Raw genomic sequence first — 23,188 nt, forward strand, 5'->3', positions numbered from 1 at the left:
GGCGCGGGCGCGGGCGCGGGCGCGGAAGACACATCGGATGCCCACTGCCGCACGGCCGACACAGAGAACGGGACCGCTGGCGCAGAGAACGGGACCGCTGGCGGCACAGGCGCCGAGGCCGCAGTCGGCCCGGCCCACGACGGCTCCCGTCACAGCGACCCGAGCCCCGCCGGGTCCCGTGACCGCGAGGGCTACCCCTCGCCGGACGCGGAGGCCCGCCCCCGGCGGTCCGTCGTCCCGCCGCCGAGCGCGGACGGGTCGGCGCTGCGGCGGACCGCCGTGCCCGGCGAAGCCATACCCCTCTCCTCGCCCACCGCGCCCCTCCCCGCCCGGCTCACCGTCCGTGGCCTACGTGGCCCCGGCTTCGGCCCCGTCGACCTGACCGTCGGCGAGGGCGAGATCGTGGGACTGTACGGGCTCATCGGGTCCGGGCGGACGCGGGTGCTGGAGACCCTGTTCGGCAGGCGCCGGGCCGTCGGCGGCAGCGTGCGCATCGGCGAGCGGGTCGTCTCGCCGGCCCGGCCCGCCGACGCGCTGTCCGCCGGGATCGCGCTCGTGCCGGCGGACCGGCGGGCGCAGGGGCTGTTCGCGGGACTGAGCGCGCAGGACAACGTGCTGTTGCCGAGCGTGCGGACGCTCGCCCGGCGCGGGGTTCGGGCACTCGGCGCGGAGCGGCGGGTGTTCGGCTCGCTCGCCGAGGCGGTGGGGCTGCGGCCCGCGCGGCCGGGGCTGCCGGCCTCGGCGTTCTCCGGCGGCAACCAGCAGAAGCTGCTGCTCGGCCGCTGGATCAACGAAGCCCGGGCCGTCGACGTGCTGCTGCTTGACGAACCGACCCAGGGCGTCGATGTCGGCGCCCGTCAGGAGATCTACGACGTCGTGTCGACGCTCGCCGAACAGCGCGGCACGGCCGTGCTGTTCGCCTCCAGCGACCCGGAGGAGGCGGCCGGCCTCGCCCACCGCTGTCTGATCGTCGACCGGGGCCGCATCGTCGCCGAACTCTGCGGCGCCGACCTCACAGAAGAGTCCCTGCTGGCCGCCGTCCACGACGCCGGTCCGGCCGCACCGCCCACCCCGCCCCACGAAGGAGCAGCATGACCACCGTGACCGCCGCGGAGCGCGTCGTCCCCGGCCCGCGCGCGCTGGCCGCGCACGGACTGACGACGGTGCGGCGCCATCCTCTGCTCGTCGTCCTCACCCTGCTGGTGCTGGTGTTCCAGCTGTCCACCGGCAGCTTCCTCGACCCCGGCAATCTGCGCGGGATCGCCACCGACGCGGCCGCCCTCGCGATCGTCGCCGTACCACTGGCCCTGCTGGTCATCAGCGGCTATCTGGACCTGTCCGTGGGCTCGACCCTGGCGCTCGGCGCCCTGACGGCGGGCTGGCTCGCGGGTGAGCAGGCCCAGTCCCCCGTGGTCGCCGTCCTCGGCGCGCTGGCCGTCGGCGCGGCGGTCGGTGCCGTGAACGGGGTGCTCTGCTGCTACCTGGGGCTGTCGCCGTTCATCGTGACGCTGGGCATGCTGGCAGCCGTGCGCGGACTGGCGCAGCAGCTCTTCCCGCTACCGCTGAGCGGGTTCGGCGACGGCTTCGCGTGGCTGGGCGGGGCACGGATCGCCGGGATCGCGGCGCCCGTGGTCATAGCCGCCGTCGTGCTCGTCGCCGGGGCGCTGTTCCTGGCGTACACGCCGACCGGACGGCACGTGTTCGCGATCGGCGTCAACCGGGAGGCCGCGTACCTCTCCGGCATCGACGTCCGCCGTACGCCCTTCGCGCTGTTCGTGGTCACGGGTACGGCGGCCGCGCTGGCCGGGGCGATCAAGGCGTCCGTGCTGGACAGCGTGGTCGCGGGCACCTCGGGCACGGGCTTCGAGCTGACCGTGCTCACGGCGGTGCTGCTGGGTGGGGTCGCGCTGAGCGGCGGTTCCGGTTCGGTTCTCGGGGTCCTGCTCGGCGTGCTCTTCCTGGGTTGCCTGCAGAACGGGCTGACACTGCTGAGCGTGCCGACGTTCTGGCAGCAGATGGCCCAGGGCGTGGCCCTGGTGGCGGGCGCCGCGCTCGCCTACTTCGGCCCACGCACGACCCGGTGACCGCCGGTCCGCCTTTCACCTCGCCCTTCCCCTCATTCAGACACCCCAGAGAGGTCCTCGTGAGCGACACTTCCCCCACCCTCGTCCTGACCGGCGGTCAGGTCATCACCGTCGACGCCGGTTTCTCGGTCGCCGAGGGTGTGGCCGTGCGCGGCCGGGAGATCGTCGCGGTCGGCACTGACGCCGAGATGCGTGCCCTGGCCGGACCGGCGACGAGGATCGTCGAGCTGGCCGGGCGGACCGTGCTGCCGGGCATCAACGACTCGCATCTGCACGGCGCCGCGTACGGGCTGGCCAAGCCGCCGTTCGCCCTCGACGTCGGCCATCCGGTGGTGGGCTCGATCGCCGACATCGCCGGGGCGGTGGGCGCGGCGGCGCTGGACGCGGCGCCCGGCGAGTGGATCGTCGGCCTGGGCTGGGACCCCGGCTATCTCACCGAGTGCCTCGCCGATCCGGGCCGCCTCCCGCACCGCGGTGACCTGGACGTGGTGGCGCCCGACCACCCCGTCTGTCTGACCGACTTCTCGCAGCACATGGTGTGGGCGAACAGCGAGGCGCTGCGCCGGTGCGGGATCGACGCCGGCACGAAGGCGCCCGACGGCGGGGTCATCGACCGCGATGCCGACGGCCGGCCCACCGGCATCCTCCGCGAGGCAGCCGGCGTCCTGCTGCAGGCCGCCCTGCCCTCCCCCACCGTCGCCCAGCGCCGCCAGGCCATCCGGAACGTCGTCGCCGAACTCCACTCACGCGGCATCACCAGCTACACCGAGCCGGGCCTCGGCCCGGGCGGCGCCGAGACCCTGTTCGGCGGGCTGAGCACCGACAACTGGACCGCGTACGCCGACCTGGCCGCGACCGGCGGTCTGCATGCCCGGGTCAGTGTTCTCCTCCTGCCCGCGCCCATGGGCGGCTCCGCCGACGACGTCCGCAAGGGCCTCGCCGAACTCCACCGCCCCGAGTCCGCCGACCCCCGGCTGCTCAACGCCATCGGCATGAAGATCTTCGCCGACGGGGTGCCCCCGAACCGTACGGCCTGGATGAACGAGCCCTACGTCGACGGCGGCCACGGCTCCCTCTGCGTGCACGGGCGCACACCCGAGCTCCAGGTCGACGAGCTGTTCGACATGATCCGTGTCGCCCACGAAGCCGGGTACCAGCTGGGTGTCCATGTCACCGGCGACCGGGCCATCGACCTCGTGGTGGACGCGTTCCTGGCGGCGCAGAAAACCGTGCCGCGCCCCGACGCCCGGCACTACGTCATCCACGGCGACTTCATCGGTGCGGACAGCCTCGCCCGGCTGGCCGCGCACGGCTACGGAGTCAACATGAACCCCGCCATCAAGTGGACGATCTCCGACCTGATGGCGGAGGTCGTGGGCACGGAGCGGTCGGCGTACCAGTGGCCCGCGCGTTCGGCCTTCGACGCGGGCGTCGCGGTGTGCGCCAGCTCGGACGCGCCGATCACCGAGCCCGACTGGCGGCAGGGCGTCGCCGGGATGCTGCTGCGCGAGTCGAAGGCCAGCGGCCGGGTGAGCGGTCCCGAGCAGCGCGTGGAGCTCGCCGAGGCGCTGCGGGCGTACACGATCAACCCGGCGCGGCAGGACTTCGCCGAGGAGTGGAAGGGGTCCGTGGAGGTGGGGAAGGTGGCCGACCTGTGCGTCCTGGACCGGCCGTTGCTGGACATCGATCCGCGTGACATCACGGGGGCCCAGGTGGACATGACGGTGTTCGACGGCGGGGTCGTCTTCGAGCGCTGAGCCGTAGTCCGTGGGCCTCGTGCGATGAGCTGGGCAGATGCCGATGCCGGCGCCGCGCGTGCGGCGCCGGCATCGCCGTGCCGTCAGCCCGTCAGCCCGTCAGCACCGTGACCCGCCGCATGACCTCCTTGCAGAAGGCGCCCACCCCGTCGGGGTCGTCGATGAACTGGTTCGGCTTGACGCAGAAGGTCGTGAAGCCCTGTTCCAACTGCTCCGGTATCGAGGCGAGGGCCGCGCCGAGGTCCGCCGGGGAGTGGTCGTCGGGGAAGACAGCCTGGGTGCCGCCGACCATCTCCAGGTCGGCGGCGTCCCGGCCGGCGGCGGCCATCGCCTCGTCGAGGGCTTTCAGGTCCTCGGGCGTCGGCCGCCCGAGCGGGTGGAAGCCGTGGCCGTACCGGACCAGCCGGCGCAGCACGGGACCGTGCAGGCGCTGCCCGCCGAACCAGAGCCTCGGGCCCTCGGGGCGGTACGCCTTGGGCTCGAAGTAGACGTCCCGGAACGGGTAGTGCTCGCTGTCGTGGGACATCGGGGACGGCCCCCAGGCCTTCGCCCAGACCTCCAGGTGTTCGTCGAGGAGCCGGCCGCGTCTGCCGAAGGGCACGCCGAGCGCGTCGTACTCGTCCTTGCTCCAGCTGACCGTGGGCTGCACCAGCAGCCGTCCCTCGCTGAGCAGGTCGAGGGTGCCGAGTTCCCGGGCCATCAGCAGGGGGTGGCGCAGCGGGGCGAGGACGGCCGCGGCGGCCAGGCGCAGGCGCTCGGTGACGGAGGCGATGGAGGCGAGGAGGAGCAGGGAGTTGGGCCAGGGGGTGTACGGGTCCTGATTGCCGGGGAGGGCGTAGTCGCGGGGGTTGCCCATGATGCCGTCGGCGGCGGCGTCGGGGCCGAGCACGATGTGTTCGCTGACCATGACGGAGTCGAACCCGGCGTCCTCGGCCTCGCGCGCCCATCGTACGGCGGCGGGCAGGTCGGCCCGGCCGCCGGTGAGGGTCCAGTTCTCGCTGAGGACCAGCAGCATGCGGGGGGTGGTGCTCATGGCGGTTTCCTTCTCCTCCGTACAATTTGATCCCGAATGACCGAACAACCGTTGTGCCCACACCGTCGATCCGAGGAGCACCCGTGCCCGGCCAGCGATCCATCACCGAAGCCGAGAAGCTCGCCGCGGCGAAACTGGGGGACTTCCCCATCCGCCGGGACCAGATGGCGGCGGTGGCGAACATCTACCGGGCCGCCTCGGCGGTGCGGCAGCACCTGGAGAACTCCGTGCTGCGCGGCTCCGACCTCACCTGGACGGCCTTCGTGGTGCTGTGGGTCGTGTGGGTGTGGGGCGAGTCCGAGACCCGGCACGTGGCGGAGGAGGCGGGCATCTCCAAGGGCACGCTCACGGGTGTGGCCCGCACGCTGGAGTCGCGTGGGCTGGTACGGCGGGCGGACCACCCGACGGACGGACGGCTGGTGCTCCTCGCCCTCACCGACCAGGGCGAGGAGCTGATGCGGCGGGTGTTCCCGGCGTTCAACGAGGAGGAGGCCTTCGTCACCGGGCAGCTCAGCGACGCGGAGTGCCGGAGCCTCGCGGAGGGGCTGCGCGGTGTCGTGCTCCAGGTCGAGGAGCACGGCGAGGAACGCCGCCGCACCCTGCTGAACGGCGCCGAGCCCGCACCCCGCCGCAGCGGCCGGCGCCCGAAGGCCTGACGCCTCCGCGGACAGCGGTGCACCTGCCCCTTCACGTCGACACCTCCGCGCCATCTCGTTTGGATTCAAACAAGATAGGCAGGCGCGGAACCATGGTCAAGAGCCGCCGGTGATTCGACTGCGCGAGAGCTGTCGGTGATTCGCGGTAATTCGTTTGCGGGGGCGGAGCACCCGGCCCCAGGATCTGCGCATGCTCATCATCGACGCCTTCCTGCCGCTGACCCTCGCCACCGCGTCGCCGGTGCGGGGCCTGCAGCAGTCCGGTCGACCGTGGGGGCCGACACCGCCCCGGCCGTGACGGCCGCGCTCGTCGCGGGGCTCCTCGCCGGCTATGGCATCGCCATCCCCGTCGGAGCCGTCGCGACCTACCTCGTCTCCCTCACCGCCCGTACGTCCCTGCGGACCGGAGCCTGCGCCGCGCTCGGCGTCGCGACGGCCGACGGACTGTACGCCCTGCTCGCGGCCCTCGGCGGTACGGCCCTCGCGGCCGCCCTGCAGCCGGTGCTGGTGCCCCTGCGCCGGGCCTCCGCCCTGGTACTCCTCGCGCTGGCGGTACACGGCGCGGTCGCGGCCCTGCGCCGGTACCGCGCCCGGCTGCTCACCACCCGCCCGCGACCGGACCCGGTGAGCCCGGCACGCGCCTACGTCGTCCTGCTGGGGATCACCCTCCTGAACCCCACCACGGTCGTCTACTTCGCCGCGCTCGTGCTCGGCAGCCGCGCCACCGACGCCGTGAGCCCCCTGGAACAGACGGTGTTCGTCCTTGCCGCCTTCCTCGCCTCCGCGAGCTGGCAACTGCTCCTCGCGGGCGGCGGCGCACTGCTCGGCCGGGCGCTGACAGGCCACCGGGGGCGGCTGGTGACGGGGCTCCTGTCGAGTGCCGTGATCGCGGTACTGGCGATGCTCATGCTGGCGCCGTCACACGGTGCGTGAAGGCGGGCGAAGTCCCGTGTGCGTGCGGCGCGATGAGGATGAATCCGGGAGCGGCAGGTGTTGAATGCGGGGGACAGTCTGAACGCGACAGCAAGGGACGGTTGCCATGCCACTTGAGGGCGAATACGTGCCCAGCCCGACGCAGTGGGTGCGCGAGCAGGTCGAGTTGTACGAGAGCTCGGGCGGCACGCAGGGGACGACGTTGCTGGACACGGGCCTGCCCGTCATCGTGCTCACCACACGCGGCGCGAAGAGCGGGAAGCTCCGCAAGACCCCGCTGATGCGGGTGGAGCACGACGGGCGGTACGCGGTCGTGGCCTCGCAGGGCGGCGCGCCCAAGCACCCGGTCTGGTACCACAACCTCAAGTCCGACCCGCACGTGGAGCTCCAGGACGGGCCCGCGCGGCAGGAGCTGACCGCCCGCGAGGTCACCGGGGACGAGAAGGCCGCGTGGTGGGACCGGGCGGTCGCCGCGTACCCGCCGTACGCGGACTACCAGAAGCAGACCGACCGGGAGATTCCCGTCTTCGTGCTGGAGTCGCCGGAGGGATGACGACTCACCGGACGACTCACCGGCAGTGAGAGCGTGTCGCGGGTGCGGAAAGCGCGGAGAAAAACTTTCGAAGCGTCGCGCATGATCCCTCGCGCACCGGGCACCCGAGCCTCAGGCCCCGCCGCGTCCCCCCGTCGCGGCGGGGCTTTCCCCTGCCCGCTCCCCCGGCCCCGTCTTCTCCGTCACGTCGAGGAAGATCTGGTCGGCCTCGGGAACGACGTGGGCGATGGAGCCCTTGATGCGGACGGCGACCTCCTCGACCTCCTCGCTGTCGAGGCCGGGGACGAGGTCGACGCGGGCGGCCACGAGGGTGGAGTCCAGGCCGAGTTGCATGGTGAGCAGGGCCTCGACGCTGTCGATCTCGGGCTGCGCCGCCAGCAGGGAACGGATCTTCCGGCTGGGTTCGGGATCGGCGGCGACCCCGATGAGCTGTTCGCGGGCGTCCCGGCCTAGCCAGTAGGCGACGTACACGAGCAGCGCCCCGATCGCGAACGACGCGGACGCCTCCCAGATCACCTGGCCGGTCACCATGTGCAGGGCCATCCCGGCGATCGCGAGGGTCACCCCGAGCACCGCCGTGCCGTCCTCGGCGACGACCGTACGCAGCGCCGGGTCCCGGAGTCCGTCGACGCCGCCCTGCCCCCGCACCTGGTGCAGTGCGCGCAGCAGTGAGGCGCCCTCGGAGAGGAGGGCGACGCCGAGGACGGCGATACCGACGACATAGCCGTCGTAGGACTCCTCGCTCTTGGCCGTCAGGGCGTGGACCGCCTGGTAGAAGGAGAAACAGCCGCCCATCACGAAGATGCCGACGGCGGCGAGCAGGGACCAGAAGAAGCGCTCCTTGCCGTAGCCGAAGGGGTGCCGGCTGTCGGCGGGGCGGCGGCTGCGGCGCAGCGCGGCGAGGAGGAAGACCTCGTTCATGCTGTCGGCGACCGAGTGGGCGGCCTCCGAGAGGAGGGCGGGCGATCCGGCGAGGAGTCCGCCGATGGTCTTGGCCACGGCGATCACGAGGTTGGCGCCGAGGGCGACGAGGACGGTGATCCGGGTCCTGCGGTCCTCCCGTGCCTTGCTCTCCTCGTGGGTCCCCGGTCCTTCGAGAACCGCCCCGCCCCGGTCTTCCGTCGTCTCGGTGTCTGCTGATGCGCTCGTCACTTTCGCCGACTGCCCCGACCGGTCGCGCTCACACCGTGGGTGTCGCTGAAATCGGGGAACTCTCATCAGGGCATACGTATCCGGACAGACCGGGAGGGCGGGCGGCATGAGTGGCGGCGAGGGCAACGAGGCGTACGGGAGGAAGGCGTTCAAACGGTCCAGGAGCCACTTCGCGGACCGGATCACGGCCGACGGCCGGGACGGCTGGCCCGTGGAGGCGGGCCGCTACCGGCTGGTGGTCAGCCGGGCCTGCCCCTGGGCGAGCCGGGCGGTGATCTCGCGGCGGCTGCTGGGCCTTGAGGACGCCCTGCCGATGGCCGTCACCGATCCGATCCAGGACGACCGCAGCTGGCGGTTCACGCTGGACCCGGACGACCGCGACCCGGTGCTCGGCATCCGGTTCCTGAAGGAGGCCTATGACGCGCGGGAGAGCGACTACCCGGGCGGGGTCAGCGTCCCGGCGATCGTGGACGTGCCGAGCGGCGAGCTGGTCACCAACGACTACCAGCGGCTCACGCTCGACCTCGCCACCGAGTGGACGGACCTGCACCGCGAGGGCGCGCCGGACCTGTATCCGGCGGCCCTGCGCGACGAGATCGACACGGTGATGGCCGAGGTCTACGAGGACGTCAACAACGGGGTGTACCGGGCGGGCTTCGCCACGGGGCAGGAGGAGTACGAGGAGGCCTGTGCCGGGGTGTTCCGGCGGCTGGAGGCATTGTCGAAGCGGCTGGCGCGGCAGCGCTATCTCGTCGGGGAGACGATCACGGAGGCGGACATCCGGCTCTTCACCACGCTGGTGCGTTTCGACCCCGTCTACCACGGTCACTTCAAGTGCAACCGCTGGAAGCTGGCGGAGGACCAGGTGCTGTGGGCGTACGCACGTGATCTCTTCCAGACCCCCGGATTCGGCGACACCGTCGACTTCGACCACATCAAGCGGCACTACTACCAGGTGCACACGGGCATCAACCCGACCGCCGTGGTGCCGCTCGGCCCCGATCTGGCGGGCTGGCTCACGCGCCACGGCCGCGAGGATCTGGGCGGCAGCCCGTTCGGCGACGGGACTCCTCCGGGGCCGGTGCCCGAGGCCGAGGTCGTGGCCCCGCAGGGCCGTCCCTGATCCGGCGACATCGCGACGTGAAGGAGAAAAACCAGATGTCCAAGAAGAAGAAGCTCCCCCTCGCCTATCAGCCTCTCGGCTTCGCCCTCGGCTGGGCGGGTGGTGCGCTGGCCTCGCTGGCGTTCCGCAAGACCTGGAAGCTGATCCGCCACGAGGACGACGCGCCCGACGCACTGGACCGGGACCGCAGCTGGGGCGAGGTCCTGCTCGCGGCGGCCGTCCAGGGCGCGATCTTCGCGGTCGTGCGCAGCGCGGTGGACCGCACGGGCGCGAAGGCCATCGAGCGGTCCACCGGGGTGTGGCCGGCCGCCGAGAAGGGAGGCCGGGACTGACGTTCAGGGCCTGTCCGGTGGATCCCGCGCGGACCGCCGGACAGGCCCTGGCCCTGCTGGGGAAGGTGCTGGTTCCAGTGCGCTGCGCCTGAAATCCGTCGGTGGATCTGCCTCGTCTCGGCGGTCGAACTCCCGCCGCCGACCAGGCGCGTTGACCGTCCGCGGCTCAGCCGGAACCGCCTAGGAACTCCCGGCGCAGGACACTAGCCCTGCTTCGGGGCCGTGGAGTGTTCGCGGCGCAGGGTGAAGGAGTGGCCGGCCGGGTCGGAGTAGCCGCGCTCCTCGAACGGCCCGGCCGCATCCTTCGTGTCCACCGGACGCCCACCGAGGGAGACTATTCGCCGCTCGGCCTCGTCCAGGTCGTCGACGTAGAAGTCCAGATGGGCCTGGAGGGAGTTCTCGGGGCGTGGCCAGCTCGGCGGGGTGGCGTTGACGTCCCGGCGGAACGCCAGCCGGGCGCCACAGGCACCCTCGATCTCGACGCGGTTGGCCGTCGCGTCCGTCTCCTCCCCGTCGAGCAGTCCTTGTAGAACACCGCCAGCTTCTCCGGCTCGGCGCAGTCCAGCACCACGAGGCCCGCCTGTACCAGTGCCATGTCTCCTCCGTACGGGATCCCGGGCGCGGGGAACGGTTCCGCCGCCGCCCATACGCTCCCCGGGTACCCGCCGGCTACAGGTTCAGCCGCAGTGTGAGCGCCTGCGGCCGGAACGACTCCCGCTCGTAGAACCGGATGCCGTCCGCGTTGGCCGCCGAAGCGGTCACCTCCGCGTGCGCCGCGCCCTGTTCCCGCGCCCACACCAGGAAGGTGTCGACCAGCCGGGCCCCGACCCGGGCGCGCCGGTGCTCGGGCCGGACGTACAGCGCCATGAGGGTGGCCGATCCGACGGGGCGCATGGTGGAGGGGACGGACATCGATCCCGACAGATGGCCCACCACCTCCCCGTCGTGCAGCGCGGCCAGCAGCAGCCGGCCGGGGTCCTGGAGGGCGGCCGTGAAGGCCTCGGCGCCGTGCAGGCGCGGCCAGTCCACGTTCAGGCTCGGGTCCCGCTCCCCGCCGTCCTCGGCGAACAGCCAAGAGCTGGAGACGACGATCCCCGGTACGTCCTCGGCGCGGGCGCGCCGCACGATCACCTCTTGCTCACTCATGGACGGGAACCTAACGGCAAGGTCTGACAACCCGTCCACGACGATCCACGGGCCCCCGGGGTGAGCTTCCTGGACAGTCGTCCAGCTATAGTGGACACCTGTCCAAGAAGTTTCGGAAGCATCGAGTGAACTCGAGTGAACGACGGAGTCTGTTGACCATGGAGATCCTGGCGAACGTGCTGGTCGCGCTGGTGGCGGCGCTGCACGCGTACATCCTGGTGATGGAGATGTTCCTGTGGCAGAAGAAGCCGGGGATGTCCTTCCACGGGCTGGACGCGGAGATGGCGAAGCGGACGGCCTCGCTGGCCGCCAACCAGGGGCTCTACAACGGCTTCCTCGCCGCGGGTCTGGTGTGGGGCCTGATCGCCGGTGACCCGACCGGTTACCGGGTCCAGATCTTCTTCCTCGCCTGTGTGATCGTCGCCGGTGTGTACGGCGCCGCCACCGCCAACCGCCGCATCCTCGTCGCCCAGGCGCTCCCCGGCGCGCTCGCCCTGGCCGCCGTCCTCGTCGCGGGATGACCCCGGAGGACCCCCGGGCCACGGAGGACCCCCGGGCCGCCCGGACCCGGGCCAGGCTGCGGGAAGCCCTCCTCGACGAGTGTGCCCGGCACCCGCTGCACGAGATCGGCGTGGCCGCGCTGGTCCGCCGGGCGGGGGTCGGCCGGGCCACGTTCTACGTGCACTACCCGGACCTGGAGGCACTGGCCGTCGACGCCTGCGCCGATGTCGTACGGGAGGCCGTGGAGGCGCTGCACGCCTGGCGCGGGCGCCCTGACCCGGTGCGGGCGCCGGCGGCGCTGCCGGAGTTCTTCGCCGGTCTCGCCCCGCACGCGGCCCTGTACCGAGCCCTGCTGGCGCCCGGTGGCGGCGGGCCGCTCGGCCGGGTCCTGCACCGGGACCTGCGTGCCTACAGCCTCCGCGAACGCGAGCTCGCGGGGGCCGCGGACGCCCCGCTGGTGGCCTCCGCCGTGGCGGCGACCTTCGCGGGGGTCCTGGCCGACTGGCTGCACGGCCTCCTCGACGGCACCCCTCAGGAGATCGCCGACCAGGCGTGGCAGCTGCTGGTCGCGCTGCACCGGAGCCGGTGAGCGCACCTTCGGCTCAGGCGCAGCCCATGCCCTTCGCCACCTCGGGCCAGACCTCGACCCCGTCGGGGGTGCGGACGTACGCCTTCGAGAGGTCGTCCTCGACGAGCCACAGCGCCCGGTCCTCGTAGCGGTACCCGGTGTCGTGTGCCCGCGCGGGCATGCGGACATGTCTCTCCTCCGACGCCGAAGGTACCCGGGACGTTCGACAGCCCTGTGGGTGACCTGGTGTCCAGGTCACCCACAGGGCCGGGGTCACGCGGGGAGGACGTGCCCCGGCGGGAGATGGCTCCTCGGGACGTCGGAACCCGTCAGAACGTCAGTACGGGCTTGATGCTCTTGCCGCCGCTCATGTCCGCGACCGCCTGGGCGATGTCCTCGAACTTGTAGCGGCTGATCAGCCGGTCGAGCGGGAGCTTGCCCTCCTTGACCAGCTGGACGAGGACCGGGATGGCGGTCTGGATCTCGTTGTCGCCGAGGGTGAGGCCGACGACGCGCTTGCCGCCGAGCATGCCGTTGACGTCGAGGGAGACCTCGGTGCCGAACGGCGGGGCGCCCACGATGACGAGGGTGCCGCGCGCGGCGAGGGCGTCGACGCCCTTGCGGAGCACGAAGACGCTGCCGGTGGTCTCGACGACGCCGTCGGCGCCCCGGCCGCCGGTGATCTCCATGACGGCCTCGGTGATGTCGGCGACCTCACTCGCGTTCACCGTGTGCGTGGCGCCCAGCTCCTTGGCCAGCTCCAGCCGCTCGCCGACCTTGTCCACGGCGATGACCGTGGTCGCGGGGGTGAGGGCCGCCGCCATCACGGCGGAGAGGCCGACAGCCCCGGCGCCGAGGACGACGAGGGTGCTGCCCGCGCGGGGCTCCAGAACGTTCCAGACGGCGCCGACACCGGTCTGGACGCCGCAGCCGAGCGGCGCGATGGAGTCCAGCGGTACGTCCGGGTCCACCTTGACGAGGCCGCGCTCGTCGACCAGGGCACGCTCGGCGAAGGAGGACTGGCCGAAGAAGTGGCCGCCCAGTTCCTTGCCGTCGCGGCTGATGGTGCTGGTGCCGTCGGCGCGGCGGCCGCCGATCAGGTTCAGCGGGAGCCAGGTCGCGCAGTACGCCGGGTGCCCGTCACGGCAGTTCTGGCAGCCGCCGCAGGAGGTGAAGGACAGCACGACGTGGTCACCGGGCACGACGGAGGTGACACCCGGGCCGACGGCCTCGACGACACCGGCGCCCTCGTGGCCCAGCACCCCGGGCAGCGGGAACGGCAGCCCGCCGCCGGCGACACCCAGGTCGGTGTGGCACAGCCCGGCGGCGACCATCCGGACCAGGACCTCGCCCTGCCCCGGCTGGTCGAGGACGACCTCGGAGAGGGTGAAGGGCGCGCCCCCGGACTCGACCACTGCGGCACGTGTGGTGGTGGACATTCTCATGAACTCCTTGTCTTGTCCGTGAGCCGCCGGAGCGGTCCTGCGGCTCACGAGTGATCCCGGGGAGGTGCTCAGTCGAGCGAGACGACGACGGACTTGACCTTGGTGTAGGACTCCAGGGCCTCGGGGCCGTACTCGCGGCCGAAGCCGGAGGCCTTCACCCCGCCGAAGGGCACGGCGGGGTCGAGCATCGGCCAGTCGTTGACCCAGACGATGCCGGCCTGGAGGCGGTCGGCGACGCGGTGGGCGCGGGTGAGGTTGGTGGTCTGGATGCCGGAGGCCAGGCCGTACGGCGTGGAGTTGGCCAGCTCGACGGCCTCGTCCTCGGAGTCGAAGGGCTGCACGGTGAGGACCGGCCCGAAGACCTCCTCCTGGACGACCCGGGAGTCGTTGGTGAGGTCGGCGATGACGGTGGGCTTGTAGTAGTAGCCGCCGTTCAGGTCGAGGCGCTCGCCGCCGCAGACGATGCGGCCGCCCTCCTTGCGGGCCAGCTCGACGTACTCCTCGACCTTCTTCAGGTGCCGCTCGCCCGCCATCGGGCCGATAACGGTCTCGGGCTGCCGGGGGTCGCCGATCGGCACGCCGGGCACGGCGTCGGCGAGGATGCCGACCACGGTGTCGTAGACCGGGCGGGCGACCAGCAGGCGGGGGCCGCCCATGCAGAACTGGCCGGTGTTGAAGACGAAGCCCTTGATGATGGCGCCGATGGCCTTCTCGATGTCGGCGTCCTCGAAGACGAGGTGTGCCGCGTTGCCGCCCAGCTCCATGGTGACCTGCTTCAGGCCCTCGCCTGCGACGCTCGCCGCGTGCCGGCCGGTCGCGGTGGAACCGGTGAAGGCGATCTTGTCGACGCCGGGGTTGCGCAGCAGCGCCTCGCCCGCGACCGGGCCCGTGCCGGTGACGACGTTGTAGACGCCGTCCGGGACGCCGGCCTCCTTCAGGAGCCCCGCCATGTAGAGCGCGCTGAGCGGGGTCTCCTCGGCCGGCTTGTGCACGACCGTGTTGCCGGCCGCGAGCGCCGGGGCGATCTTGGAGCCGGCCAGGATCAGCGGGAAGTTGAACGGGGTGATCGCGCCGACCACACCGATCGGGCCGCGCTTGGTGTAGGCGAGGCGGTTGTTCGGGACGTCGCGGGCGGAGCCGTCCAGGGACCAGGCGAGGGAGGCGTAGTACTCGTAGTCGTTGGCCGCGTTCGTCACGTCGACGGCGTGGGCCAGCATGATGGGCTTGCCGACGTCACGGCTCTCCAGGGCCGCGATCTCGTCGGCGTTCTCCCGGATCAGCTGGGCGACGCGGTTCAGGATCCGGCCGCGCTCGCGGCCGCTCAGCCCGGACCACGTGCCGTTGTCGAACGCATCGCGCGCGGCGCGCACGGCGGCGTCGACGTCGGCGGCGCCCGCCTCCGCGACCGTCGTGACCACCTGGCCCGTGGACGGGTCGATCACGTCGGCGCGTGCCCCATCAGTCGCCTCAACCCACTGTCCACCGATGAACAGCCGCCCGGGCTCGCTCTCGAAGGTGGTCGTCATTGCCCGCTCCTCAGCCTTGATTCAGCCTTGATCGCCAAGTCTTCAACCAACAGGATTCCTGTTGGTTCGCAGTTTCATTACACACAGGTTTCCTGTCAATGCCTTACGCTGATCCTCATGGTCGGCACCAAGGCACCTCCCTCCCTCCTCTACATGGTCAAGCAGGTCGAGCTCGTTGTCCGCTCGCGCCTGGACGAGCTGGTGAAGCCGGCCGGGATCACAGCCCTGCAGTACACGTCCCTCACGGTCCTGGAGCGGCACGACGGACTCTCAGCCGCCCAGCTCGCCCGCGACTCGTTCGTCACGGCCCAGTCCATCGCCGATCTCGTCCGAAGTCTCGAGAACCGCGGGCTCGTACGCCGGGAGCGCAATCCGCGAAACCGGCGCGAGCTGCTGATCCTGCTGACCGACGAGGGGCGCGAGCTGCTCGCCCACTACGCCGAGCCCATGCGTGACCTGGAGGAACGCATGATCCGCGACCTCACCGCGCACCAGGCCGACCAGTTCCGGCAGACGCTGTCGAAGGCGTGGCACGCCCTGTCGTAGGGGGCTCCGCCCAAAACTCCGGACGGATTGCCGCAGAAATCGAAGACATATGTCAATCGAACATGCTGAAATTCACTCTGCCGAGGGTAACTTGCAGGGCAGGGACGGGTTTTGCCCTCATGCCTGTCCTCACACAGTCCGGTTGGAGGCGATGCCGTCGTGTCGAGCGACCCCACTCCGCCCGCGACCGGGTACCTGCGCGTCCGCACGGACCGCGGCCGTACCGTGCTCGAACTGCACGGCGAGATCGACATCGCGGCGGCCGTGGAGATCATTCCGCACCTCGACGCGGCGACGAGCCGCCCCGGCGCCCGGATCGTGATCGACCTGCGGCACGTCGAGTTCTTCGACTGCTCAGGCCTGCGGCTGCTCTACCGGGCCCGGCAGCGGGTGCTCGACCGCGACGGCGAGCTGCGCCTGGTCTGCACCCACCCGCTCACCCTGCGCGTCCTCAAGGTCACCGGCCTGGCCCGGCTGCTGCCACCCGCACCCTCACTGGACGCGGCCCTGGAGCAGCCCGAGGCCGCGTCCGGCACGTTATGACCCCGCCCATCAGCTCCCTTGGCTCTCTTGGCCCTCTTGGCTCTATTCCCTCGACGGCGCGTCGAACAGGGCGCTGACGGACTCGCCGTTGTGGATGCGGCGCACGGCCTCGGCGAGCGCGGGGGCGATGGAGAGGACCTTGAGCTTCTCGGTGCGCTCGTCCACGGGGACGGGCACGGTGTTGGTGCAGACGATCTCCAGGATGTCGGGCTGCTCGCTCAGCCGCTTCAGGGCGCCCGCCGCGAACAGTCCGTGGGTGCACGCGACCCGGATCGAACGCGGCCCCAACTCCCGCAGCCGCTCCAGGAGTTCCAGGACGGTGCTGCCCTTGGCGATCTCGTCGTCGAGAACGATCACATCCCGCCCGGCGACCTCGCCGATCACCGAGTTGATGCTCACCCGGTCGTCCGCGAACCGCTGCTTGGCACCCGCGGCGACCTGCGCTCCGATCATCCGCGCGAACGCCGCCGCCTCCTTGGCGTTGCCCAGGTCCGGCGACACGACCGTCGTACGCGTCAGGTCGTACTGCCGGAAGTGCGCGGCCAGTTCGCGCAGCGCGTGCAGATGGTCGACCGGCACCGAGAAGAAGCCGTGCACCTGAGGTGAGTGCAGTGTCATGGCGAGGACGCGGCTGGCGCCCGCCGACACCATCAGATCGGCGACGAGCCGACCGCCGATGGAGATGCGCGGCGCGTCCTTCTTGTCGGAGCGGGCGTACGAGTAGTGCGGCATGACCACGGTGATCCGGCCCGCCGATGCACCGCGCGCCGCGTCGCACATCAGCAGCAGCTCGACGAGGTGTTCCTGAACCGGCGCGACCAACGGCTGGACCAGGAACACGTCCTTCTCCCGGCAGCTGGCCTGGAGCTGCACCTCCAGACAGTCGTTGGCGAAACGGCTCACCCGGGACGGGCTCAGCGGCACCCCCAGGTGCGCGCACACCTCGTCCGCGAGCTCGGGGTGGGCACTGCCGGTGAAGACGGCGATGTCACGCACGGTCGGCTCCTCGTATGAACATGATCATTACGGGTTGCGCGGCTCATGCTACTGGCCGCCCGGCGTACGCCAATTCGGTACAGCCGCCGGGACAGCCCGCACCCCGGATCTACGGCGAACTGCGGACAATCACCAACTCGGCGTTCCCCCAGGGACTTTGAGGGCATTCGTTGAAAGAGGAAGGAGGACCGTCGACATGACGACGTCCATCAAGCGCACGCGTCTGCCCGGCTGGGCCAAGCTGCTCACCGCCGTGGTCATCCTCATCGTGGTGCTGCTGGCCGCACTGCGAATGCTGGTCTTCGGGGGGCTGGACGACGTGTTCGGCACCGAGGAGCACGACCGCTCGGGGCCCACACTCCTGAAGTCCATCCAGGACATGAGCCGTTACGACGCCGCCTCGGGCAACTTCCAGGTGGTCGTCGACCTGGAGAAGGACGCCAAGTACCTGCCGGACGCGATCCGCGGCACCCGCACGCTGTACGTCGGTGCGGGCACCGTCGACGCCTATGTCGACCTCGGCAAGGTCGGCGACAACGACGTGAAGGTCAACGACGACCGTACGTCGGCCACCATCAACCTCCCGCGCGCCCGGCTCGGCAAGCCCGCCCTCGACACCGAGCACTCCTACGCCGTGTCCAAGCAGCGCGGACTGCTCGACCGCTTCGGCGATCTGTTCTCCGACAACCCCAACGGCGAACAGGCCGTGCAGCGCCTCGCCGTCAAACACATCGGCGACGCCGCGAAGGACAGCAAGCTCACGGACCGTGCCGAGGCCAACACCACCGACATGCTCGAAGGGCTGCTGAAGTCCCTCGGCTTCAAGGAGGTGAAGGTGACGTACGGGTCCTGACCGGACACCGGCGCTCTCCCCGGTTTCGGGGAGGGCGCGTCGTACGTCGGAACGTCCGCCGCCTCCGCACGTCCACGCCCTCCCACGCCCTACCGCTCCCGGGTGCCTTTTCGGCGCCCCTCGAACGGGAGCGGGCCCCTGTCACTCCCAGCCCGGAGTGCCCAGAAAGGGCGAGGGAAAACCGGCGGCGCCCAGCCGACGACTTCTCGTACGGGCGGAGACGACTTCTCGTACGGCCGGGAATCGTGGGCCGCATCGGGGGTAACCACCTTGGGACAGAGGGAAGTTGAAACCGGGAGGGTTGCATGGCCCGTACCACGGCACGTTCCCGTACCACGACCTCCGGCCGCCGTTCCCCGGCGGCCCCACGCGATCGACGGCCGCTCCCGCTGCCCCTGCGGCTGCTGGTGATGGCGCTGGCCTTCATGGCCATGGTGGCGTTCGGGGTGGTGCTGGCCGGCCTCACCCTCCAGCCGTCCCCGGCGTCGGAGGCGCTCACTCACAGCAACCTCCGCCCCGGCAGCTCCCTGGAGCTCTACTGGCACCACCCCGATCCGCGCGACGCGATCAAGCAGGTCGGCGGGAACATCCTGCTGGGCGTGCCGTTCGGGATCCTGCTGCCGGTGCTGGCGCCCGGGGCGCGCGGTCTGCTGCGCGTGCCCGCCCTGACCGCGTTGATGATGCTGCTGGTCGAACTGGTGCAGGGCGCGCTCGTCACCGGACGCGCGTTCGACATCGACGACGTCATCCTCAACACGGCGGGTGCGCTGCTGGGCTATCTGCTGCTCGGCCGACGACTCGGCCGGGCGGTACACGCACGTGCCCCGCGCGAGCCGAAGGCCGCGCCGGACCAGCGGAAGGCACCGGCCCAGCGGAAGGCACCGCGCGGCGTCCGGACACAGCGCCTGCGCGGTGCCTGGACACAGCGCCTGCGCGTGAGCCGCCGCAAGAGGGTGGGGTGACAGTCCCGCACAGCGCCCCCGGGGGCTAGCGCAGCGTCCAAGTGAGTTTGTCGCCGCCCACCCAGCGGACCTGGTCGGGGTCGTCGAGGTCGTGGACCAGGACTCCGTACGCGGCCGCGGCCCGCAGCACGTCCGTCAACGTCTTCGCCTCGCCGACCACCTGGCCGTCGATCTCCACGATCCGGAACGGCGGCGTACCGGGCTGGACCCCGAGCACCATGACCCGGGGGTGGGAAATGTAGGGGCTCGCGCTTTCGGTCATATCTAGAGCGTAGAGCGGTTCCGGCGGTCGGTGACCGGGTGAGGTCCGGGCGGGTGAGTCCGCCCGCCCGTGATCGTACGACCGCCGTGCGGGTACCCGGGGGCTGGGCGACGCTGGAAGCGGGAGGCTGGAGGTGCCATGGATCCCGTCGAGACCCTGGACCGGATCGCTTTCCTGCTGGAGCGGGACCGGGCCCCCACCTATCGCGTACGGGCGTTCCGTACGGCCGCCGCCGTGCTCGGCGCGCTGCCGGGGGACGAAGTGGCCGAGCGGGCGGCCGCCGGCTCGCTGGAGTCGCTGAAGGGCGTCGGGCCGAAGACCGCGCAGGTGGTGCGCGAGGCGCTGGCCGGGGAGGTGCCGGGCTATCTGCGGAAGCTGGAGCAGGAGGCCGAGGCCCCGCTCACGGGCGGCGGCGCAGAGCTGATGCAGCTGATCAGGGGCGACTGCCATGTGCACTCCGACTGGTCGGACGGCGGCAGCCCGATCGAGGAGATGGGCCGGACCGCAGCCCGCCTCGGCCACGAGTGGACGGTGCTCACCGACCACTCCCCCCGGCTGACCGTCGCCCGGGGCCTGTCCCCGGAGCGGCTGCGGGAGCAGCTCGACGTGGTGGCCGCGCTGAACGAGACGTGGGCGCCGTTCCGGCTGCTCACCGGCATCGAGTGCGACATCCTCGACGACGGTTCGCTGGATCAGGAGCCCGAGCTGTTGGACCGGCTCGACGTGGTGGTGGTGTCCGTGCACTCCAAGCTGCGGATGGACGCTCGCGCGATGACCCGGCGTATGGTCGCCGCCGTCCGCGACCCGCACTCCGATGTGCTGGGGCACTGCACGGGGCGGCTGGTCACCGGGCGGGGGCGGCCCGAGTCGGAGTTCGACGCGGATGCGGTGTTCTCGGCGTGTGCGGAGACGGGGACGGCCGTGGAGATCAACTCCCGGCCGGAGCGGCTGGATCCGCCTCGGCGGTTGTTGCGGGGGGCCGTGGAGGCGGGGGCGCTCTTCTCGATCGACACGGACGCGCATGCGCCGGGGCAGCTGACGTGGCAGGTGCACGGGTGTGCTCGGGCGGAGGAGTGCGGGGTGCCGGTGGAGCGGGTGGTGACCACGTGGGGGGTGGAGGAGGTGTTGGGGTGGGCCCGGGATCGGGAGCTTCCGGAGGGGGTGTTGAGTGCGTGAGAGCCCGGGGCAAGCGGTGATGGGCGGGTACGGGTCCGTCGTGACTGGTCGCGCGGTTCCCCGCCGCGCCTCTTTCGGGGCGCTGCCCCTCTCGGCAGCGAGCAGTGAACGTCTCATTCGGAAAGTAGGTGCGGCATGGGCAGGGCTGCTGTTTTCGATGTCGACGGGACTCTTGTCGATACCAATCATTTGCATGTGGTCGCCTGGTGGGAGGCGTTGCGGCAGGGCGGTCATCATGTGGCCATGCATGACGTGCATCGGGCGGTGGGGCTGCCGTCGGGGGATCTGATCACGCATCTGCTGGGTGAGGAGCGGGATCCGGAGGAGAAGGACGCGCTGAGTGCGGCGCACAAGGCGTTGTACGGGACGTACTTCGACCGGCTGCCCGCGTTGCCGGACGCCGGGCGGCTGTTGCGGCGGCTCGACGGTCAGGGCTGGAGTGTGGTGCTGGCGACCTCGGCGGGCGGAGCGGAGCTGGCCGCGTTGCGGCGGGCGATCGGAGCCGATGACGCCATCGTGGCTACGGCGAGCGCCGATGACGTGGCCGAGGGGAAGCCCGCGCCGGATCCGGTCGAGCAGGCCCTGGAGCTGGCGGGGGCGGAGGCCGAGCGGTCGGTGTTCGTCGGGGACACGGTCTGGGACATGCGGGCGGGCGCCCGGGCCGGGGTGCACTGCGTGGCGGTGCTCTGCGGCGGCATTCCGCGGCCCGAACTGGAGGCGGCCGGCGCGGAGGCGGTGTTCCGGAATCCGGCCCATCTGCTGGCCGCCCTGGAGGAGAGCCCGTTGGGGCAGGAGGAATGACCTGGTGACGGCCACTGTGAGCGGCCTTGCCGACGTGACGCAGATCACCGGCAATGTCCGGATACGGAAGGAACACCCGCTGGTACTTTCCCGTTGAACCAGCCGTGGGTGTGGATGGGACAGTGTCCCCGGGCCTCACCTTTTGCCCACAGGGACGATCGTTCGGCTGAAGCCCTGTGGAGCCTTTCGCCGAGAGGCGACCGCCATCCGCACCCACACACAGACCGCCCCGACCGTGATTCCCCCGTCCCGGTCGGGCTTCTCCCTTTTTGGAAGCGCTCAGGCGCTCGGAAGGGTTCAGGCACTCGGAAAGGTTCAGGCACTCCGAAGGGTTCAGGTGCCTGGGAAGCGCTCAGGCGTCGAGTTCCCGCGGCCCGTACAGCGCCGTCGGCGCGCCCGTCATCAGGGCCCAGTAGCGATCGCCGTACGACCAGTGCCACCACTCGGTGGGGTAGTTGACCAAGCCGGCCGCGGTGAGGGCGGCGCCGAGCGTCTCCCGGAGGGCGCGGGCCTCGGCGGAGATCCCGTCCGCCCCCGTGTAGCAGGCGCCGGCGCTCTCCTCGGGGCTGGCGTTGACCCGCGTACCGAAATCGAGTTCACGGCCGTCGGCGTCGACGAGGGTCAGATCAACGGCCGCGCCCGCGGAGTGCGGGGCTATCTCGGGCGGGGAGACATAGCGGCTGGCCGCCGTGCGGATGCGGTCGTCGGGCCAGTCGGGGTGCATGACACGCTGCTCGGCCGCGTACTCCTCGAAGTACTCGCGCTGCAGGGACGGCGGCCGGTAGCCCTCGACGAAGAGCAGACGCAGCCCGTCCGGCAGCAGCGACTGGGCCTTGACCAGCCGGTCGAGCACGCCCGCACGCAGATGGGCATAGGCACCCGTGGCGTCGGCCTTGCGCTCGTCGACCAGCAGGGGGCCGGCCCGGCGTACGTCGACGAGCGGCTCGTCGGAGTCATGGACGGGTACGGCCGCCACCTTCGCGTCGGACATCAAAATGATCTCGGTCATGGGTTGATCATCTCGCGGGGCCGGCCGATTCCCGCGGGAATCGGCCAGACAGTGGCCGGGCCTGCCCCGCGAGTGCGCCCGGTCGCGGCTGCGTGCATTCCCGGGGGCCGGGTACTCGTGGGCGGTTCTGAAGGAGTCGAAGCGCGAGAGGAGTCAGCGGTGAACGGAGAATCCGGCGGCAGGATCGTGGTCACTGGCGCCACCGGCAATGTGGGGACGAGTCTGGTGCGTCTGCTCGCGGAGGACACGCGGGTCGGCCGGATACGGGGGTTGGCCCGTCGGGTACCCGAGTGGGCGCCCGCGAAGACGGACTGGTCGGCCGTGGACGTGGGGTCCGAGGAGGCCGATCTGGTCAAGGAGTTCGCGGGGGCGGACGCGGTCGTCCATCTCGCCTGGGCATTCCAGCCGACGCACGATCCGGCCGTGACCTGGCGGACCAATGTGCTGGGCAGTATGCGGGTCTTCGAGGCGGTGGCGGCGGCCAAGGTGCCGACGCTGGTACACGCCTCGTCGGTCGGCGCCTACTCACCGGGGCCGAAGGACCACGCGGTCGACGAGTCCTGGCCCACGCACGGCTGGCCGGACGCCGCGTACTGCCGGGAGAAGGCGTATCTGGAGCGTGCCCTGGACTCCTACGAGCACGAGCACCCCGGAGTGCGGGTGGTGCGGATGCGGCCCGCGTTCCTGTTCAAGCGGGAGTCGGCGAGCGAGCAGCGCCGCATCTTCGGCGGACGTTTCCTGCCGGGCCCGCTGGCCCGGTCCGAGCTGCTGCCGTTCCTGCCCGACATCCCGGGGCTGAAGGTGCAGGCCCTGCACACCGACGACGCCGCCCAGGCGTACCGGCTGGCCCTGTACACGGACGTCCATGGCGCCTTCAACCTCGCGGCGGAGTCACCCGTGGACGCCACGCTGCTCAGCGAGGTGCTGGGTTCCCGTCCGGTGAAGCTGCCCCGGGTCGCGGCCCGCTCGGCGGTCGCCGCCGCGTGGAACCTGCGGCTGCTGCCCGCCTCACCACACCTCTTCGACGCCGTACTGCGGCTGCCGCTGATGGACTGCACGAAGGCTCGCGACGAGCTGGGGTGGCGGCCGGAGCGCACGGCGGTGGAGGTTCTGGAGGAGTTCCTGGAGGGGCTGCGGCACGGGGCCGGGGCGGAGACCGAGCCGCTTCGGGGGCGGAAGGTCGGCTGAGGCCGAGTAGGCCTTGAGCACGCGGCGTGGACGTGACGGCGCC

26 protein-coding genes and 1 pseudogene are annotated in these 23,188 nt (G+C 71.5%); 17 read left to right on the forward strand and 10 right to left on the reverse strand.

The window, feature by feature from the left end; genetic code table 11:
• From ACFU53_RS34225 to ACFU53_RS34235, 3 genes are all read left to right on the forward strand, one after another.
• On the forward strand, nucleotides 1–1,095 hold a 1,095-nt coding region (locus tag ACFU53_RS34225; protein ID WP_384001354.1), incomplete at its 5' end, for an ATP-binding cassette domain-containing protein.
• On the forward strand, nucleotides 1,092–2,084 hold the full coding sequence (locus ACFU53_RS34230; RefSeq protein ID WP_384001356.1) for an ABC transporter permease: 993 nt from the start codon (nucleotides 1,092–1,094) through the stop codon (nucleotides 2,082–2,084). The genes ACFU53_RS34225 and ACFU53_RS34230, both read left to right, overlap by 4 nt.
• 59 nt (nucleotides 2,085–2,143) lie before the next feature.
• Nucleotides 2,144–3,841, forward strand: a complete 1,698-nt coding sequence (locus tag ACFU53_RS34235; RefSeq protein WP_384001358.1) for an amidohydrolase — start codon at nucleotides 2,144–2,146, stop codon at nucleotides 3,839–3,841.
• A gap of 91 nt (nucleotides 3,842–3,932) precedes the next feature.
• Here ACFU53_RS34235 and ACFU53_RS34240 read toward each other — a convergent pair whose 3' ends face one another.
• Complete coding sequence (locus ACFU53_RS34240) at nucleotides 3,933–4,874, reverse strand: TIGR03619 family F420-dependent LLM class oxidoreductase (RefSeq protein ID WP_384001361.1); 942 nt, start codon at nucleotides 4,872–4,874, stop codon at nucleotides 3,933–3,935.
• Nucleotides 4,875–4,957: 83 nt separating this feature from the next.
• On the opposite strand from ACFU53_RS34240, the gene ACFU53_RS34245 reads away from it, so the two are divergent.
• The 3 genes from ACFU53_RS34245 (at nucleotide 4,958) to ACFU53_RS34255 (ending at nucleotide 7,016) form a co-directional block, all read left to right on the forward strand.
• On the forward strand, nucleotides 4,958–5,530 hold the full coding sequence (locus tag ACFU53_RS34245) for a MarR family winged helix-turn-helix transcriptional regulator (protein WP_384001364.1): 573 nt from the start codon (nucleotides 4,958–4,960) through the stop codon (nucleotides 5,528–5,530).
• Nucleotides 5,531–5,824: 294 nt separating this feature from the next.
• Nucleotides 5,825–6,463 carry a LysE family transporter gene (locus ACFU53_RS34250; protein WP_384001366.1) on the forward strand — a complete coding sequence of 213 codons (639 nt, stop codon included), beginning with the start codon at nucleotides 5,825–5,827 and terminating at the stop codon, nucleotides 6,461–6,463.
• 106 nt (nucleotides 6,464–6,569) lie between these two features.
• On the forward strand, nucleotides 6,570–7,016 hold the full coding sequence (locus ACFU53_RS34255; RefSeq protein WP_384001369.1) for a nitroreductase family deazaflavin-dependent oxidoreductase: 447 nt from the start codon (nucleotides 6,570–6,572) through the stop codon (nucleotides 7,014–7,016).
• A gap of 111 nt (nucleotides 7,017–7,127) precedes the next feature.
• On the opposite strand, the gene ACFU53_RS34260 is transcribed toward ACFU53_RS34255, so the two are convergent.
• Nucleotides 7,128–8,168: a cation diffusion facilitator family transporter gene (locus tag ACFU53_RS34260; RefSeq protein WP_384001372.1), complete on the reverse strand. Its 1,041-nt coding sequence runs from the start codon at nucleotides 8,166–8,168 to the stop codon at nucleotides 7,128–7,130.
• Nucleotides 8,169–8,274: 106 nt separating this feature from the next.
• On the opposite strand from ACFU53_RS34260, the gene ACFU53_RS34265 reads away from it, so the two are divergent.
• Together ACFU53_RS34265 and ACFU53_RS34270 are read left to right on the forward strand one after the other, a co-directional pair.
• Entirely contained in the window at nucleotides 8,275–9,291 is a 1,017-nt protein-coding gene (locus ACFU53_RS34265) for a glutathione S-transferase family protein (protein ID WP_384001374.1), read from the forward strand.
• A 35-nt stretch (nucleotides 9,292–9,326) separates the two neighbouring features.
• Complete coding sequence (locus ACFU53_RS34270; RefSeq protein ID WP_384001377.1) at nucleotides 9,327–9,623, forward strand: DUF4235 domain-containing protein; 297 nt, start codon at nucleotides 9,327–9,329, stop codon at nucleotides 9,621–9,623.
• Nucleotides 9,624–9,826: 203 nt separating this feature from the next.
• Here ACFU53_RS34270 and ACFU53_RS34275 read toward each other — a convergent pair.
• Both ACFU53_RS34275 and ACFU53_RS34280 read right to left on the reverse strand, forming a co-directional pair.
• Nucleotides 9,827–10,218 (reverse strand): annotated as a pseudogene (locus ACFU53_RS34275) (VOC family protein).
• A gap of 74 nt (nucleotides 10,219–10,292) precedes the next feature.
• Nucleotides 10,293–10,769: a GNAT family N-acetyltransferase gene (locus ACFU53_RS34280; protein WP_384001379.1), complete on the reverse strand. Its 477-nt coding sequence runs from the start codon at nucleotides 10,767–10,769 to the stop codon at nucleotides 10,293–10,295.
• A 158-nt stretch (nucleotides 10,770–10,927) separates the two neighbouring features.
• Between ACFU53_RS34280 and ACFU53_RS34285 the strand changes: the two genes are divergently transcribed.
• Both ACFU53_RS34285 and ACFU53_RS34290 read left to right on the forward strand, forming a co-directional pair.
• Nucleotides 10,928–11,290 (forward strand): DUF1304 domain-containing protein, encoded by a 363-nt coding sequence (locus tag ACFU53_RS34285; RefSeq protein ID WP_384001422.1) that lies wholly within the window; start codon nucleotides 10,928–10,930, stop codon nucleotides 11,288–11,290.
• Entirely contained in the window at nucleotides 11,287–11,859 is a 573-nt protein-coding gene (locus tag ACFU53_RS34290) for a TetR/AcrR family transcriptional regulator (RefSeq protein ID WP_384001382.1), read from the forward strand. Before ACFU53_RS34285 ends, ACFU53_RS34290 begins: the two co-directional genes overlap by 4 nt.
• A gap of 13 nt (nucleotides 11,860–11,872) precedes the next feature.
• On the opposite strand, the gene ACFU53_RS34295 is transcribed toward ACFU53_RS34290, so the two are convergent.
• From ACFU53_RS34295 to ACFU53_RS34305, 3 genes are all read right to left on the reverse strand, one after another.
• A complete protein-coding gene (locus ACFU53_RS34295) occupies nucleotides 11,873–12,019 on the reverse strand; it encodes a hypothetical protein (protein ID WP_384001385.1) in 147 nt (48 codons plus the stop codon).
• A 148-nt stretch (nucleotides 12,020–12,167) separates the two neighbouring features.
• Complete coding sequence (locus tag ACFU53_RS34300) at nucleotides 12,168–13,277, reverse strand: NAD(P)-dependent alcohol dehydrogenase (RefSeq protein WP_384001388.1); 1,110 nt, start codon at nucleotides 13,275–13,277, stop codon at nucleotides 12,168–12,170.
• 74 nt (nucleotides 13,278–13,351) lie between these two features.
• On the reverse strand, nucleotides 13,352–14,809 hold the full coding sequence (locus ACFU53_RS34305; RefSeq protein ID WP_384001389.1) for an aldehyde dehydrogenase family protein: 1,458 nt from the start codon (nucleotides 14,807–14,809) through the stop codon (nucleotides 13,352–13,354).
• A 117-nt stretch (nucleotides 14,810–14,926) separates the two neighbouring features.
• On the opposite strand from ACFU53_RS34305, the gene ACFU53_RS34310 reads away from it, so the two are divergent.
• A complete protein-coding gene (locus ACFU53_RS34310) occupies nucleotides 14,927–15,355 on the forward strand; it encodes a MarR family winged helix-turn-helix transcriptional regulator (protein WP_384001393.1) in 429 nt (142 codons plus the stop codon).
• Nucleotides 15,356–15,514: 159 nt separating this feature from the next.
• Nucleotides 15,515–15,898 (forward strand): anti-sigma factor antagonist, encoded by a 384-nt coding sequence (locus tag ACFU53_RS34315; protein WP_384001396.1) that lies wholly within the window; start codon nucleotides 15,515–15,517, stop codon nucleotides 15,896–15,898.
• Between the two features lie 42 nt (nucleotides 15,899–15,940).
• Here the strand turns inward: ACFU53_RS34315 and ACFU53_RS34320 are convergent, their stop codons facing one another.
• On the reverse strand, nucleotides 15,941–16,894 hold the full coding sequence (locus ACFU53_RS34320) for a ribose-phosphate diphosphokinase (RefSeq protein ID WP_384001398.1): 954 nt from the start codon (nucleotides 16,892–16,894) through the stop codon (nucleotides 15,941–15,943).
• 196 nt (nucleotides 16,895–17,090) lie between these two features.
• On the opposite strand from ACFU53_RS34320, the gene ACFU53_RS34325 reads away from it, so the two are divergent.
• Both ACFU53_RS34325 and ACFU53_RS34330 read left to right on the forward strand, forming a co-directional pair.
• Nucleotides 17,091–17,747, forward strand: coding sequence for a DUF4230 domain-containing protein (locus tag ACFU53_RS34325; RefSeq protein WP_384001401.1), 657 nt, complete (start codon nucleotides 17,091–17,093; stop codon nucleotides 17,745–17,747).
• A gap of 305 nt (nucleotides 17,748–18,052) precedes the next feature.
• Nucleotides 18,053–18,709, forward strand: a complete 657-nt coding sequence (locus ACFU53_RS34330; protein WP_384001404.1) for a VanZ family protein — start codon at nucleotides 18,053–18,055, stop codon at nucleotides 18,707–18,709.
• A gap of 25 nt (nucleotides 18,710–18,734) precedes the next feature.
• On the opposite strand, the gene ACFU53_RS34335 is transcribed toward ACFU53_RS34330, so the two are convergent.
• Nucleotides 18,735–18,971 (reverse strand): hypothetical protein, encoded by a 237-nt coding sequence (locus ACFU53_RS34335; RefSeq protein WP_384001407.1) that lies wholly within the window; start codon nucleotides 18,969–18,971, stop codon nucleotides 18,735–18,737.
• Between the two features lie 138 nt (nucleotides 18,972–19,109).
• Here ACFU53_RS34335 and ACFU53_RS34340 point away from each other — a divergent pair, with 138 nt between their 5' ends.
• Nucleotides 19,110–20,147 (forward strand): PHP domain-containing protein, encoded by a 1,038-nt coding sequence (locus tag ACFU53_RS34340; protein WP_384001410.1) that lies wholly within the window; start codon nucleotides 19,110–19,112, stop codon nucleotides 20,145–20,147.
• A 135-nt stretch (nucleotides 20,148–20,282) separates the two neighbouring features.
• On the forward strand, nucleotides 20,283–20,948 hold the full coding sequence (locus tag ACFU53_RS34345) for an HAD family hydrolase (protein ID WP_384001413.1): 666 nt from the start codon (nucleotides 20,283–20,285) through the stop codon (nucleotides 20,946–20,948).
• A 352-nt stretch (nucleotides 20,949–21,300) separates the two neighbouring features.
• On the opposite strand, the gene ACFU53_RS34350 is transcribed toward ACFU53_RS34345, so the two are convergent.
• Nucleotides 21,301–21,957, reverse strand: coding sequence for a M15 family metallopeptidase (locus ACFU53_RS34350; protein WP_384001416.1), 657 nt, complete (start codon nucleotides 21,955–21,957; stop codon nucleotides 21,301–21,303).
• 159 nt (nucleotides 21,958–22,116) lie between these two features.
• On the opposite strand from ACFU53_RS34350, the gene ACFU53_RS34355 reads away from it, so the two are divergent.
• Nucleotides 22,117–23,145 carry an SDR family oxidoreductase gene (locus tag ACFU53_RS34355; RefSeq protein WP_384001419.1) on the forward strand — a complete coding sequence of 343 codons (1,029 nt, stop codon included), beginning with the start codon at nucleotides 22,117–22,119 and terminating at the stop codon, nucleotides 23,143–23,145.
• Nucleotides 23,146–23,188: the final 43 nt, after the last annotated feature.

This window comes from Streptomyces sp. NPDC057474 (assembly GCF_042802555.1).
Lineage (GTDB): Bacteria > Actinomycetota > Actinomycetes > Streptomycetales > Streptomycetaceae > Streptomyces.

Bases quoted from the DNA above. Each gene is read 5' to 3' on its own strand.
- ACFU53_RS34240 (WP_384001361.1), bottom strand. From the start codon at position 4,874: ATGAGCACCACCCCCCGCATGCTGCTGGTCCTCAGCGAGAACTGGACC.
- ACFU53_RS34325 (WP_384001401.1), top strand. From the start codon at position 17,091: ATGACGACGTCCATCAAGCGCACGCGTCTGCCCGGCTGGGCCAAGCTG.
- ACFU53_RS34255 (WP_384001369.1), top strand. From the start codon at position 6,570: ATGCCACTTGAGGGCGAATACGTGCCCAGCCCGACGCAGTGGGTGCGC.
- ACFU53_RS34280 (WP_384001379.1), bottom strand. From the start codon at position 10,769: ATGAGTGAGCAAGAGGTGATCGTGCGGCGCGCCCGCGCCGAGGACGTA.
- ACFU53_RS34335 (WP_384001407.1), bottom strand. From the start codon at position 18,971: ATGACCGAAAGCGCGAGCCCCTACATTTCCCACCCCCGGGTCATGGTG.
- ACFU53_RS34230 (WP_384001356.1), top strand. From the start codon at position 1,092: ATGACCACCGTGACCGCCGCGGAGCGCGTCGTCCCCGGCCCGCGCGCG.
- ACFU53_RS34305 (WP_384001389.1), bottom strand. From the start codon at position 14,809: ATGACGACCACCTTCGAGAGCGAGCCCGGGCGGCTGTTCATCGGTGGA.
- ACFU53_RS34290 (WP_384001382.1), top strand. From the start codon at position 11,287: ATGACCCCGGAGGACCCCCGGGCCACGGAGGACCCCCGGGCCGCCCGG.
- ACFU53_RS34295 (WP_384001385.1), bottom strand. From the start codon at position 12,019: ATGCCCGCGCGGGCACACGACACCGGGTACCGCTACGAGGACCGGGCG.
- ACFU53_RS34330 (WP_384001404.1), top strand. From the start codon at position 18,053: ATGGCCCGTACCACGGCACGTTCCCGTACCACGACCTCCGGCCGCCGT.
- ACFU53_RS34345 (WP_384001413.1), top strand. From the start codon at position 20,283: ATGGGCAGGGCTGCTGTTTTCGATGTCGACGGGACTCTTGTCGATACC.
- ACFU53_RS34350 (WP_384001416.1), bottom strand. From the start codon at position 21,957: ATGACCGAGATCATTTTGATGTCCGACGCGAAGGTGGCGGCCGTACCC.
- ACFU53_RS34300 (WP_384001388.1), bottom strand. From the start codon at position 13,277: ATGTCCACCACCACACGTGCCGCAGTGGTCGAGTCCGGGGGCGCGCCC.
- ACFU53_RS34270 (WP_384001377.1), top strand. From the start codon at position 9,327: ATGTCCAAGAAGAAGAAGCTCCCCCTCGCCTATCAGCCTCTCGGCTTC.
- ACFU53_RS34340 (WP_384001410.1), top strand. From the start codon at position 19,110: ATGGATCCCGTCGAGACCCTGGACCGGATCGCTTTCCTGCTGGAGCGG.
- ACFU53_RS34285 (WP_384001422.1), top strand. From the start codon at position 10,928: ATGGAGATCCTGGCGAACGTGCTGGTCGCGCTGGTGGCGGCGCTGCAC.
- ACFU53_RS34310 (WP_384001393.1), top strand. From the start codon at position 14,927: ATGGTCGGCACCAAGGCACCTCCCTCCCTCCTCTACATGGTCAAGCAG.
- ACFU53_RS34265 (WP_384001374.1), top strand. From the start codon at position 8,275: ATGAGTGGCGGCGAGGGCAACGAGGCGTACGGGAGGAAGGCGTTCAAA.